This is a genomic window from Enterococcus montenegrensis (genome assembly GCF_029983095.1).
Lineage (GTDB): Bacteria > Bacillota > Bacilli > Lactobacillales > Enterococcaceae > Enterococcus_C > Enterococcus_C montenegrensis.
Genome location: NZ_CP120467.1, coordinates 1578304 through 1590654, shown reverse-complemented (window position 1 = coordinate 1590654; position 12351 = coordinate 1578304). Strand labels below are relative to the sequence as shown.

Here is a 12351-nt window from a genome sequence, read left to right as displayed (position 1 = left end):
ATTCTACTAATTGGACTAGATATCTTTTGTTCTATTATGAGAGAAAACGGTTGTACGATTGAAAAAAAAATGGTAATCTTAACAGTTGAAAGGGCCTTTTTTGATGGTTTATTTGGACTGTTAAAAAAGAAAACCCTCACAAAAAACTTGTTTCACAAAGGAGACCGATTAATATGGAAAAAAAAGATTTTCACGTAGTAGCAGAAACTGGGATTCACGCACGTCCAGCTACATTATTAGTACAAACTGCTAGCAAATTTAACTCTGACATTAACTTAGAGTACAAAGGTAAATCTGTAAATCTTAAATCTATCATGGGCGTTATGTCTCTTGGTGTTGGCCAAGGTTCTGATGTAACAATCACTGCTGAAGGTGCTGACGAAGCTGACGCAATGGCAGCAATCGTTGAAACAATGAAGAAAGAAGGATTATCTGAATAATGGTTGAAATGCTAAAAGGGATCGCCGCAAGTGACGGAGTTGCCGTTGCAAAAGCTTACCTGCTAGTTCAACCGGATTTATCCTTTAACAAAATTTCTGTAGAAGATACTGAAGCAGAGGAAAAAAGAATAGACGATGCTTTAGCAAAATCTACCGAAGAACTACAACAAATTCGGGAAAAAGCAGCGCAAAGTTTGGGCGAAGCAGAAGCTCAAGTATTTGACGCTCATTTAATGGTTCTTTCAGATCCTGAAATGATCGGTCAAATTAAACAAAACGTGAAAGATAACAAAGTCAATGCTGAATCAGCATTGAAAGAAGTTACCGACATGTATATTGGCATGTTTGAAGCAATGGACGACAATGCTTACATGCAAGAACGCGCAGCTGATATCCGTGACGTTGCCAAACGTGTCTTAGCACATTTGTTAGGGGTTACTTTACCAAACCCTTCAATGATTAATGAAGAAGTTGTTGTGGTTGCCCACGACTTAACACCAAGTGATACTGCACAATTAGATCGCAAATTCGTTAAAGCCTTTGTTACTGACATCGGCGGACGGACTTCTCACTCTGCAATCATGGCACGTTCTCTTGAAATCCCAGCAATTGTTGGGACAAAAGAAATTACTGCCAAAGTAAAAGCAGGGGACATTCTAGCTGTTAATGGTATCATTGGGGATGTCATCATTGATCCAACTGAAGAACAAAAAGCACAATTCCAAAAAGCTGGTGCAGATTTTGCTGCCCAAAAAGCTGAATGGGAAAAACTAAAAGAAGCAGATACTGTCACAGCTGACGGTAAACACTTTGAATTGGCTGCTAATATTGGAACACCAAAAGATTTAGAAGGTGTTCACAATAATGGCGCTGAAGCAATCGGTTTATATAGAACTGAATTTCTTTATATGGATTCTCCTGATTTTCCAACTGAAGAAGATCAATTTGAAGCTTATAAAGCAGTTTTAGAAGGTATGGGTGAAAAACCTGTCGTTGTTCGTACCATGGATATCGGTGGTGACAAGGAATTACCTTACTTGACTTTACCGCATGAAATGAATCCTTTCTTAGGTTACCGCGCATTGCGTATTAGCTTGTCAGAATTAGGAGATGACATGTTCCGTACACAGTTACGGGCATTGTTACGTGCTTCTGCTTTTGGTAACTTACGTATTATGTTCCCAATGGTAGCAACTTTGAAAGAATTTAGAGCGGCTAAAAAAATGTATGATGAAGAACGTCAAAAATTAATCGACGAAGGTGTAACAGTATCTGATACAATCCAAGTCGGTATTATGATTGAAATTCCAGCGGCGGCTGTCTTAGCTGACAAGTTTGCCAAAGAAGTTGACTTCTTCAGTATTGGTACGAATGATTTGATCCAATACACAATGGCAGCAGACCGTATGAACGAACGCGTGTCTTATCTTTACCAACCATATAACCCATCTATTTTACGTTTGATTAAAAACGTAATTGATTCAGCTCATGCTGAAGGTAAATGGGCAGGTATGTGTGGTGAAATGGCCGGTGACCAAACTGCTGTGCCAATTTTGATGGGAATGGGCTTGGATGAATTCTCAATGAGCGCAACATCAATCCTTAAAACACGTAGCTTAATGAAACGTTTGTCTACTGAAGATATGAAAGTTCTTGCTGATAAAGCATTAAATGATTGCGATACAATGGAAGAAGTCATTGAATTAGTAGAAGAAGCTGTTAAATAAAAAGTTTTTAACCTCAGAGATTTTCTCTGAGGTTTTTTTGTCGTACATAATAATACATAGCTGATAACTTACAAATTTAATTTTTGACAGCGTCAAAAAAGAAAAGCGTTTTCTAATATGCTATGCTAAAGAAAAGGGTTAGGAGTTGGCGAAATGCATGAGTATGATCTGACAACATTCGAGATAATTGCTAGATTGTCTTTGGCAATTGTAATGGGCGGGAACAATTATTATGACAAAACAAACAGTCAAAGGGCTGACAACAGCAGCCTCTGTTTGGGCAGTCGCATCAATTGGAATTGCTTTGGGAATGGGATTTTATCTCATTTCTCTCACTGGCTTTTGTTCTATTATGATAGCGCTGGCATTGATTTCATATTTGGTACCGTTACCAAAAGTAAGACGTCTACAAGTTGAAATCGCCCATGGTGATCAGACCGTGGCTTTTATTAAAAATTATTTGGCTAAAAATAAAGTAATCGTGGAAAAATCTGAACTTAAAATCACGCGGGAAAACCCAAAGTCAAATCGTAAATATTTAATTATGTTCACATTGACAGTGCCAAAGGATGTAGACGAAGAAGATTTAGTGTCTGAGCTTTCGGATAATTCAGATATTTTAATGATTCAGATTGTTGAATAGTCTAACGAGTTTGTCACTTGCACGTTTTTTTATTGCTATTTTAGTCACACAAACGCTAAAATATAAGATGAAATAAGACTATAGTTTGATTTAAGTATATAAGAGCTATGATACACTATAAAAAAGTTGTTGGTTAACTGTATTAGTTACAGCGAAATAGTTTGGAGGAAAGACTGTGAAAATCGGGTTTTTTACAGATACCTATTTCCCGCAAGTAAGCGGGGTTGCAACGTCAATTAAAACATTGAAGACCGAGTTGGAAAAAAAGGGGCATGAAGTCTATATTTTTACTACAACAGATCCTAATGCAGTTGGTATTGAAGAAGATATTATTCGAATGCCAAGTGTTCCTTTTGTCTCGTTTAAAGATCGCCGTATCGTTGTGAGAGGGATGTGGTATGCGTATTTAATTGCCAAAGAGCTAGAATTAGACTTAATTCATACCCATACTGAATTCGGGGCGGGTCTTTTAGGAAAAATGGTCGGCAAGAAATTGAAAATACCAGTCATTCATACGTATCATACAATGTATGAAGACTATTTACATTATATTGCCAAGGGAAAAGTGGTTCGACAGTCTCATGTGAAATATTTTTCTCGTTTATTTGCCAATCATACAACCGGAGTAGTGTGCCCTAGTGAGCGTGTGATTGATACTTTAAGAGGGTATGGGGTTACTTCGCCGATGCGGGTAATTCCAACTGGGATCGAATTAGAGAAATTTGAACGCCCCGATATAACAGAGGCTATGAAAAAAGAATTACGGCAAGACTTAGGTATTTTGGATGATGAAATCATGTTATTGTCTTTAAGTCGTATCTCTTATGAAAAAAATATTCAAGCAATTGTTCATGGACTTCCTGCTATTGTAGAAAAATTACCACAGGCTCGTTTAGTAATCGTTGGGAAAGGTCCTTACATGGAAGACTTAAAAGAGTTGGTGGCAAGCCTGTCTTTAAGTGATTGTGTTCATTTTGTCGGTGAAGTCCCTAACGATGAAGTAGCGCTTTATTATCATGCTGCGGATTATTTTGTTAGTGCTTCTACTTCAGAGACACAAGGTCTTACTTACACAGAAGCAATGGCAGCAGGAACACCGTTAGTGGTTGAGGGAAATGACTATTTAAACAATTTAATTGATGATCCATCTTTTGGCGTCACGTTTGCGACTGATGATGATTTTGCAGCTGCTTTGGTCCAATATATCAATAAAGGATTACAAGTAGATTCTAAAAAACTTTCAGCTAAACTGTATGAAATTTCCGCAACGCATTTTGGTGAGGCGATGTTAGATTTTTATCATGATATGATTGCTTATTATGCTAATTTATCTTTAGAAAAAGAAACGGAACCAGCGATGAAAAAAATCAAAGTGAAATTATATTCCTTTAAACGTACCTCCAATTAATTTGTAGACATATTGCAAGAAAAAATCACAACTTTAGCTTATACTAAAGTTGTGATTTTTTTACGTGTTTAATACGTAGAGAGGATGGTAAAAATGAAAATTGGTTTTATCGGTATCGGTGTCATGGGGCATTCCATGGTATCGCATTTAATGGATGCAGGCAATGAAGCGTATGTCTATAATCGAACAAAAAGTAAAGCAGATAAGATTGTTGAAAAAGGTGCCATTTGGAAAGATACGCCAGAAGCAGTTACGCAAAGTGCTGATGTAGTATTTTCAATTGTGGGCTATCCTAATGATGTAAAAGAAATTTACTATGGCGAAAATGGTATTTTTTCAGCGGATGTAAAAGGGAAAATTTTAGTTGATATGACAACAAGCACACCTTCTTTAGCAGAAGAAATTGCCAAAACAGCTGTACAAAAAGGTGCGCAAGCGCTAGATGCACCTGTTTCTGGTGGTGATCTGGGTGCTAAAAATGCAACCCTGACCATTATGGTAGGTGGAACTAAGGAAGCTTATGAAAAAGTGCTTCCGCTTTTTAAAGCAATTGGTAAAACCTATGCACTACATGGTGGTCCTGGTAAAGGCCAACACACAAAAATGGCCAATCAAATCATGATTGCTGGCACAATGACGGGTATGACAGAGATGCTGGTTTATGGTAAAGCAGCAGGATTGGATTTGCCAAAAGTTATTGAAACAGTAGGTGGGGGTAGTGCCGCCAATTGGTCACTAACAAACTATGCACCGCGTATTTTAAAAGAAGACTATACACCTGGCTTTTTTGTAAAACATTTCATTAAAGATTTGAAGATTGCACTAAATGAAGCTGAAAAAATGAAGATTGATTTACCTGCGACAAAAGAAGCGACACGGTTATACGAATTGTTAGCTGAAAAAGGTTATGAAAATGATGGTACTCAAGCTTTAATTAAACTATGGTGGGGAAACTAAGGTTTTTACAAAAAAATATGATTTTTTTGTAAAAATCAATGCAAGCTGCTATCGCTTTTGATACAATATAACAGAAGTTGAGAAAAAGGAGGCTTTCCCCATGACAAGTTCACAATTAGTTGCCATTATCAGACGGCTAGAAGCAATGACTGAAGCAACCGATAATGAAATTCAAGTCCGCCGCTTTGAAAAAGAAGGCGTTGAAAAATGTACCGTGACTTACGATAAATCAACTGAAACATTTGAATTGACTGAAACAGATACCCAACAACACTATCAATTCGACAATATTGATATCGTGGCAATGGAAATCTATGATTTAATTCAATAATCGGCATAAAAAAACACGAGAGGAATTTTCTCTCGTGTTTTTTTGACGGCAAAAAGTATAAGTTTTTCACAAATAAAAACACTGATCTGACTGCTTTAGCATGGTTCAACCCTTTGGTCAAAGCTTAAATTTACGAAAATGAAAAGCTATTTTTCGCAAATTTTGGTTTTATAGCTCAGGACTGAAGGATTCCTTTAGCTTTTTTGTTACAGTTTTATTCGCTTAATTCTTTCATTAAAGCTGGAACAGTCGTCATTTCATTAACCTTAAAAACATTACTGCCAGCAAAAACCAATCCGCAATCAGGGTTTTCAGTGACACTATTTAATAGCATTTCTGTAATACAATAAGGAATTGTCTTACGATCGCAATGATCATATGACAGACAACTACGGCATTTTGCAATCGGGATTTGTTTTGTTTTAATCGTTTCGGTAAATTTATTTTCTATAGCTCTACCGGGCATGCCAACAGGACTTTTAATGATTTTAACATCTTCTTTTTTTGCATTTAAATAGCGTTGTTTGTAATCGCTAGGGGCATCACATTCTTCTGTTACTACAAACCGGGTTGCCATTTGGACACCGGCGCAACCAAGTTCAAGGTAATGGTCTATATCAGCGCGATCATAGACGCCACCAGCAAAAAAGACGGGAATTTCACATTGAAATTTTTCGCCATATTCTTTTGCAACAGCAATGATTTTTTTGACTTCTTCATCCATGTTCGCAATAGCGTTTTCTATACCGTCGTACTTAAACCCTAAGTGACCACCTGCTTCTGGCCCTTCAATAACTAAAAAATCGGCAGTACGCGTATAACGTTTTGCCCAAGTGCGTAAGAGTACTTTCGCTGCCTTTTCAGAGGAAACAATAGGGGCGATTTTAGTTTTTGAACCTGCCACTAATTCTGGTAAGTGAATCGGTAGACCAGCGCCAGAAATAATCACATCGGCACCGACTTCTACGCAACGTTGTACATATTTTTCATATTTAAAAGTTGCGCACATGATATTAAATCCCACGATACCGTTTCCTGCAATGGTCTTTGCCATTTCGTATTGATCTTTGATAGCTTTCATATTGGCTTTAAAAGGGGCCCGTTCAAAAAGAGGGTCGTTAAATCCAATCTGAGCACAAGAAATAATGCCCATTCCGCCATTCTTTGCTACACTGCCGGCTAAACGAGAAAGGCTGACACCAATACCCATTCCTCCTTGAATAATTGGAACTTCTAAAGTAAGGTCACCAATTGTAACGGGTGTTAATTTCATAGTCGTCTCCTTAATAAAATACTTTGATTTTCAAACTAAATTAAATATTAGCTTCCGCATAGAACCTTGTCAATCAAATTTTAGAATATCGGCAATAAACTCAGAAATTGTTAACTGTTAGTTTAGAAAATAGAAAAATTTGTAAAAAAGTATTGCATTTTCAAAAAGTATATAATATATTTTGATAGTCAAATGATTTGATAATCAAACTAATTTGGATGGTGAAAGTGTGGATAAAGATCTTGAAACAGTCAATGACTATCTCGTCAGCGTCTTCAATGATATTTTAACAATCGAAGAATCGGAGCTGCAAAAATCCCAATTCAACGATTTGAGTATTACTGAAATGCACACGATCGAAGCTATTGGCATGTATAAAAAAAAGACTACTTCAGAAGTAGCAAAAGAACTTTCCATCACGGTGGGGACATTAACGACCGCCATCAACCGGTTAGTTAAAAAAGGCTACGTTGAACGTATTCGTAGTGAAGATGATCGACGGGTTGTCAAACTCGGTTTGACAAAAAAAGGCAAGTTATTATTCCGAGTTCATCAATATTTTCATCGTCAAATGATTAAACGTGTCCTAACTGGCATGGATAGTGATGAGGAAGCAACTTTGTTAAAAGCTTTAAAAAATCTCCATGATTTTTTACAAGAGTATAAGTGAGTGTGAAGATGAGAAAATACGGAAAAATTACAGCTACGGCTAGCTTTGTTCCGCCACAAATCATTAAAAATGATGACTTGGCTAAAATTATGGATACTTCAGACGAGTGGATTAAAAGTCGAACTGGTATTTTAGAACGCCGCATTGCTACAAGTGAGAACACTTCTGATTTATGTATCGGTGTTGCTGAAAAATTATTAGCCAAAAGTAAAGTTGCTGCTGATGAATTGGATTTCATTATTGTCGCAACGATGACACCTGATTATGCGACGCCTTCTGTTGCATGCATAGTGCAAGGGGCAATCGCCGCACGTAATGCACTAGCCTTTGATTTATCAGCTGCGTGTTCAGGTTTTGTCTACGCCTTATCATTGGCCGAAAAGCTACTGCAAACAACGGCGCAAAAGGGTCTGGTCATTGGCGGCGAAGTTCTTTCAAAAAGTATAGATTGGCAAGACCGCACAACTGCTGTTTTGTTTGGCGATGGTGCTGCCGGTGTTTTACTTGAAACAAGCATGCTCCCAATGATTAATAAAGAAAAATTACAAGCCGATGGCACTAGAGGTGCAGCACTGACCTCAGGTTATGTACAAAATGGTAGCCCGTTTGTCGCTGAAAAAGGACAAGTTTCACCTTATTTGCAAATGGAAGGTCGGGAGATTTTTGATTTTGCAACGCGTGATGTTGTAAAGGCAATTGATAATTTAGTAGCCGAAGATAAAGATGAAATTGACTTTTATCTACTACATCAAGCAAATTCCCGTATTTTAGACAAAGTGGCAAGAAAACTAAAAGTCCCACGGGAACGCTTTTTACAAAATATGGACAAGTATGGTAATACGTCTGGAGCAAGTATCCCACTTCTTTTAGACGAAGCTGTAACAGATGGAATTATTCGTCTGGATGGCACACAAAAATTGGTGTTTTCAGGCTTTGGTGGTGGTTTAACTTGGGGAGTTATACAAGTGACACTGTAAAACCTGTTTGCAATATAAACTTAAAAATAATTCATTTAATTGGAGGAAATACACATGGTATTTGAAAAAATTCAAGAAATCGTAGCAGAAGAATTAGGTAAAGAAAAAGATGAAATTCAATTAACAACAAACATTCAAGAAGATTTAGAAGCTGATAGCTTGGATTTATTCCAAATTATTAATGAAATCGAAGACGAATTCGATGTGAAAATTGAAACTGAAGAAGGCATCGCAACTGTTGCTGATCTTGTAAAATATGTTGAAGCACAAAAAGCTGAATAATTACTCTTAAGCTGGGCGGTAGTCTGGCTTTTCTTATAATGAAAGAAATTTTTTCTTTCATTATAAGAAAAGCTAATCAAATGAAATTGAAAGCTTAGAAAACTGTAAAATAAACTGTTTTAAGATGACGACTTGAAATGAAAAGACGGAGGATAATGAATGAAAACAGCTTTTTTATTTAGTGGTCAAGGAGCGCAATATACTGGCATGGGAAAAGAGTTATATGCTAATGAGAAAATCGTAGCGGAAACTTTTGACCAAGCAAGCGAAGCGTTAGGGTACGATATGGCGTCATTGTGCTTTGATGAAGATCAAGTGGATAAATTAAATCAAACTGAATATACGCAACCGGCAATTTTGACAGTTAGCATCGCATTTTGGCGTCTCTTGTCAGCAAAAGGTTTTACAGCAGATGCAGTTTGTGGTTTGAGCTTAGGAGAGTACTCTGCTTTAGTTGCAAGTGGTGCAATTGATTTTAAAACAGCAGTAGCTTTAGTTGCAAAACGTGGTCACTTTATGACTAACGCCGCCCCGGCTGGCAGTGGCAAAATGGTAGCAGTTATGAATACACAAAGTGAAATCATCGAACAATGTTGCCAAAAAGCCAGCGATATTGGCATTGTTTCACCGGCAAACTACAATACACCACAACAAATCGTGATTGGTGGTGAAGTAGCTGCTGTGGATAAAGCATGTGAATTATTAATGGAAGCTGGTTCTAAACGTTTGATTCCATTAAATGTTAGCGGTCCTTTTCATACTGCATTATTAAAACCGGCGGCTGAGCAATTAGCAGTAGAATTGGCAAAAATTAATTTTGCGCCAATGACAGTCCCTGTTATCAGTAACACAACAGCACAAGTGATGCCACAAAGTGAAATTAAATCACTTTTAGAGCAACAAGTAATGTCACCTGTTCATTTTTATGAAAGTGTAGATACATTAAAAAAATTAGGGATTACTCAAATGGTGGAAATTGGACCGGGAAAAGTGTTGAGTGGTTTCTTAAAGAAAATAGATAAAACAATTGCAACAACACGAGTAGAAGATAGCAAAACATTAAATGAAACAATTGCATTCTTGGCGGACGAATAGTCGCCTTTTTGGAGGAAGAGATGGAGCTTAAAGGAAAAAATGTCTTAATTACAGGTAGTACCAGAGGAATTGGTTGGGCAATTGCAGAAGCCTTTAGTCAAGAAGGTGCAAATATTATTTTGAATGGGCGACGCCCGGTTCCACAAGAACTAATTGACACAATCAAAGATCATGGTGTTTTTTGTATGGGCGTTGCTGGTGATATCAGCGACTATACAACAGCTAAGAATTTATTAGCAGAGGTTGAAGAACAATTAGGAAACGTTGATATCTTAATCAATAATGCAGGGATTACCAATGATAAGCTGTTATTACGCATGACACCAGAAGATTTTGAGAGCGTTATGAAAATTAACTTAAGCGGAACTTTCAATATGACGCAATTGGTTATGAAAAAAATGTTGAAAAAACGTTGTGGTGCAATTATTAACATGTCTTCGGTCTCAGGTTTAATCGGCAATGCGGGTCAAGCAAATTACGCTGCCAGTAAAGCAGGGATGGTTGGGTTTACCAAATCGGTGGCAAGAGAAGTAGCACCTAGAGGAATTAGCTGCAATGCAATTGCACCAGGTTTTATTGCCACTGATATGACAGAAGTTCTTTCTGATAAAGTCAAAGAACAAGTGACACAAAATATTCCAATGCAAAAATTTGGTACAGTAGCAGATATTGCCCAAACAGCAGTTTTTCTAGCTAAAAGTCCGTATATCACTGGTCAAGTTATTAATGTTGACGGTGGTTTAGTGATGCATGGCTAGATGTGGCTGTTTGTTTGAAGAAAAACAGATTTAACAAGGAGGACAATATGAATCGCGTAGTCATTACAGGTTACGGTGTCGCTTCGCCAATTGGTAACGATGCCCAAACATTTTTAGATAGTTTAAAAGAAGGAAAAAATGGGATTGGTGAAATCACGCAATTTGATGCAAGCCAGACTGGCATTACAGTCGCAGCGGAAGTAAAAGACTTTCCATTTGATAAATATTTCATCAAAAAAGACGCCAAAAGAATGGATAAATTTTCATTATTTGGAATTTATGCAGCTTTAGAAGCTGTGGCAATGTCTGGTTTAGACACAAAACAAATGGATGTTGATCGTTTTGGTGTGATGGTAAGCTCTGGTATTGGGGGTCTACAGACAATTCAAGATCAAGTTATTCGTATGCATGACAAAGGTCCAAAACGTGTTTCACCAATGTTTGTACCAATGTCGATCGTTAATATGGTCGCAGGGAATATCGCCTTAAAAGTTGGTGCCAAAGGTATTTGTACCAGTACTGTAACAGCTTGTGCTTCTGGTACCCATTCAATTGGCGAAGCTTTTCGTAATATTAAACACGGCTATGCAGATGTTATTTTAGCCGGTGGTGCTGAGGCATCCATTAATGAAATTGGTATCTCTGGTTTTGCAGCTTTAACCGCTCTAACTAATGAAAGTAATCCAGATAAAGCTTCTGTCCCATTTGATGAAAATCGTAGTGGTTTTGTTATGGGTGAAGGCGGAGGTGTCGTTGTTGTAGAATCATTAGAACACGCACAAGCACGGGGTGCAAATATTTTAGCTGAAATCGTTGGCTATGGTGCAAATTGTGATGCTTATCATATGACTGCGCCAAATCCCGATGGCTCTGGCGCTGGCAAGGCGATGAAATTGGCAATGCAAGAAGCAGGTATTACACCAAAGGACGTAGATTATATTAATGCCCATGGAACTAGTACTCCTGCTAATGATGTAGCCGAAGCTAAGGCCATTCAATATGGCTTAGGTGAAGGATACAAAGATACGTATGTTAGCAGTACGAAATCTATGACCGGCCACTTATTAGGTGCTGCTGGTGGTGTAGAGGCAATTGCTTCAATTTTGGCATTACAACATCAATTTGTGCCGCCAACCATTAATGTCACAAAGCAAGATCCTGCAATTGATTTAAATGTTGTTACCAATCAAGCAAAAGAGGCAGAATTAAAATATGCTATGAGTAACTCATTAGGTTTTGGCGGTCACAATGCTGTGATTTGTCTAAAACGTTGGGAGGCGTAGTTTACGTGAATATCAATGAAATTAAGGACTTATTAACACAATTTGATCATTCTACATTGACGGAATTTGATTTAAAAGATAATAACTTTGAATTGTACTTTAATAAAAATCAACAAGTGCGAAGTCAGAATACTTCTGCCCCACAAGAAATTAAATCACCAGGCACAACGCCACCAGCAGCAAATTTTGGTTTGGACAATGAGTCTTTAGATGCTGCCGCTATTACACCACTAGCACCTTCAGAAGATATTAAAGTAACAGGTACAGAAATTGTCTCTCCATTAGTAGGTGTCTGCTACTTACAAAGCGGTCCAGATCAGCCAGCTTTCAAAAAAGTTGGTGATAAAGTGGAAAAAGGCGAAGTTCTTTGCATTATTGAAGCGATGAAAGTCATGAATGAGATCGTCAGTGACATTACTGGCGAAATCGTTCAAATTTTAGTGGAAAATGAACAAGTGGTGGAATTCAATCAGCCATTGTTTGTTGTGAAAGAAGGTTAAATCATGT

General features: G+C 37.5%; 14 protein-coding genes. 13 read left to right on the top strand and 1 reads right to left on the bottom strand.

Annotated elements, in window-relative coordinates:
• Positions 1-173 precede the first annotated feature (173 nt).
• From P3T75_RS07730 to P3T75_RS07705, 6 genes are all read left to right on the top strand, one after another.
• The gene (locus tag P3T75_RS07730) at positions 174-440 is read left to right on the top strand and encodes a phosphocarrier protein HPr (protein WP_016172193.1); all 267 of its coding nucleotides are present in this window, start codon (positions 174-176) and stop codon (positions 438-440) included.
• The gene (gene ptsP, locus P3T75_RS07725) at positions 440-2167 is read left to right on the top strand and encodes a phosphoenolpyruvate--protein phosphotransferase (protein ID WP_282461265.1); all 1728 of its coding nucleotides are present in this window, start codon (positions 440-442) and stop codon (positions 2165-2167) included. The genes P3T75_RS07730 and ptsP overlap by 1 nt, the downstream gene beginning before the upstream one ends.
• Positions 2168-2399: 232 nt before the next feature.
• Positions 2400-2810: an MgtC/SapB family protein gene (locus P3T75_RS07720; protein WP_282461264.1), complete on the top strand. Its 411-nt coding sequence runs from the start codon at positions 2400-2402 to the stop codon at positions 2808-2810.
• 175 nt (positions 2811-2985) lie between these two features.
• On the top strand, positions 2986-4218 hold the full coding sequence (locus P3T75_RS07715) for a glycosyltransferase family 4 protein (protein WP_230708516.1): 1233 nt from the start codon (positions 2986-2988) through the stop codon (positions 4216-4218).
• 93 nt (positions 4219-4311) lie between these two features.
• Positions 4312-5175 (top strand): NAD(P)-dependent oxidoreductase, encoded by an 864-nt coding sequence (locus P3T75_RS07710; RefSeq protein WP_206904194.1) that lies wholly within the window; start codon positions 4312-4314, stop codon positions 5173-5175.
• 100 nt (positions 5176-5275) lie between these two features.
• Positions 5276-5506: a YkuJ family protein gene (locus tag P3T75_RS07705; protein ID WP_071864753.1), complete on the top strand. Its 231-nt coding sequence runs from the start codon at positions 5276-5278 to the stop codon at positions 5504-5506.
• 214 nt (positions 5507-5720) lie between these two features.
• Here P3T75_RS07705 and P3T75_RS07700 read toward each other — a convergent pair whose 3' ends face one another.
• Positions 5721-6779, bottom strand: coding sequence for an NAD(P)H-dependent flavin oxidoreductase (locus P3T75_RS07700; protein WP_206903980.1), 1059 nt, complete (start codon positions 6777-6779; stop codon positions 5721-5723).
• A gap of 229 nt (positions 6780-7008) precedes the next feature.
• Between P3T75_RS07700 and fabT the strand changes: the two genes are divergently transcribed.
• The 7 genes from fabT to accB all read left to right on the top strand — a co-directional run bounded on the left by fabT (position 7009) and on the right by accB (position 12344).
• Complete coding sequence (gene fabT / locus P3T75_RS07695) at positions 7009-7449, top strand: fatty acid biosynthesis transcriptional regulator FabT (protein ID WP_016172187.1); 441 nt, start codon at positions 7009-7011, stop codon at positions 7447-7449.
• Between the two features lie 8 nt (positions 7450-7457).
• Entirely contained in the window at positions 7458-8426 is a 969-nt protein-coding gene (locus P3T75_RS07690) for a beta-ketoacyl-ACP synthase III (protein ID WP_282462584.1), read from the top strand.
• Between the two features lie 54 nt (positions 8427-8480).
• Positions 8481-8708, top strand: coding sequence for an acyl carrier protein (locus P3T75_RS07685; protein ID WP_071864750.1), 228 nt, complete (start codon positions 8481-8483; stop codon positions 8706-8708).
• A gap of 159 nt (positions 8709-8867) precedes the next feature.
• Positions 8868-9803, top strand: coding sequence for an ACP S-malonyltransferase (gene fabD, locus P3T75_RS07680; RefSeq protein ID WP_282461263.1), 936 nt, complete (start codon positions 8868-8870; stop codon positions 9801-9803).
• Positions 9804-9823: 20 nt separating this feature from the next.
• On the top strand, positions 9824-10561 hold the full coding sequence (fabG, locus tag P3T75_RS07675) for a 3-oxoacyl-[acyl-carrier-protein] reductase (RefSeq protein WP_282461262.1): 738 nt from the start codon (positions 9824-9826) through the stop codon (positions 10559-10561).
• 47 nt (positions 10562-10608) lie between these two features.
• Positions 10609-11844 (top strand): beta-ketoacyl-ACP synthase II, encoded by a 1236-nt coding sequence (gene fabF / locus P3T75_RS07670; protein WP_230708510.1) that lies wholly within the window; start codon positions 10609-10611, stop codon positions 11842-11844.
• A gap of 5 nt (positions 11845-11849) precedes the next feature.
• Positions 11850-12344, top strand: a complete 495-nt coding sequence (accB, locus tag P3T75_RS07665) for an acetyl-CoA carboxylase biotin carboxyl carrier protein (RefSeq protein WP_282461261.1) — start codon at positions 11850-11852, stop codon at positions 12342-12344.
• The last annotated feature ends 7 nt before the right edge of the window (positions 12345-12351 follow it).

What these genes read in the sequence shown, in the direction of transcription:
- P3T75_RS07730 (WP_016172193.1), top strand. Translation starts at nt 174, where the DNA reads ATGGAAAAAAAAGATTTTCACGTAGTAGCAGAAACTGGGATTCACGCA.
- ptsP (WP_282461265.1), top strand. Translation starts at nt 440, where the DNA reads ATGGTTGAAATGCTAAAAGGGATCGCCGCAAGTGACGGAGTTGCCGTT.
- P3T75_RS07720 (WP_282461264.1), top strand. Translation starts at nt 2,400, where the DNA reads ATGACAAAACAAACAGTCAAAGGGCTGACAACAGCAGCCTCTGTTTGG.
- P3T75_RS07710 (WP_206904194.1), top strand. Translation starts at nt 4,312, where the DNA reads ATGAAAATTGGTTTTATCGGTATCGGTGTCATGGGGCATTCCATGGTA.
- P3T75_RS07705 (WP_071864753.1), top strand. Translation starts at nt 5,276, where the DNA reads ATGACAAGTTCACAATTAGTTGCCATTATCAGACGGCTAGAAGCAATG.
- P3T75_RS07700 (WP_206903980.1), bottom strand. Translation starts at nt 6,779, where the DNA reads ATGAAATTAACACCCGTTACAATTGGTGACCTTACTTTAGAAGTTCCA.
- P3T75_RS07690 (WP_282462584.1), top strand. Translation starts at nt 7,458, where the DNA reads ATGAGAAAATACGGAAAAATTACAGCTACGGCTAGCTTTGTTCCGCCA.
- P3T75_RS07685 (WP_071864750.1), top strand. Translation starts at nt 8,481, where the DNA reads ATGGTATTTGAAAAAATTCAAGAAATCGTAGCAGAAGAATTAGGTAAA.
- fabD (WP_282461263.1), top strand. Translation starts at nt 8,868, where the DNA reads ATGAAAACAGCTTTTTTATTTAGTGGTCAAGGAGCGCAATATACTGGC.
- fabG (WP_282461262.1), top strand. Translation starts at nt 9,824, where the DNA reads ATGGAGCTTAAAGGAAAAAATGTCTTAATTACAGGTAGTACCAGAGGA.
- fabF (WP_230708510.1), top strand. Translation starts at nt 10,609, where the DNA reads ATGAATCGCGTAGTCATTACAGGTTACGGTGTCGCTTCGCCAATTGGT.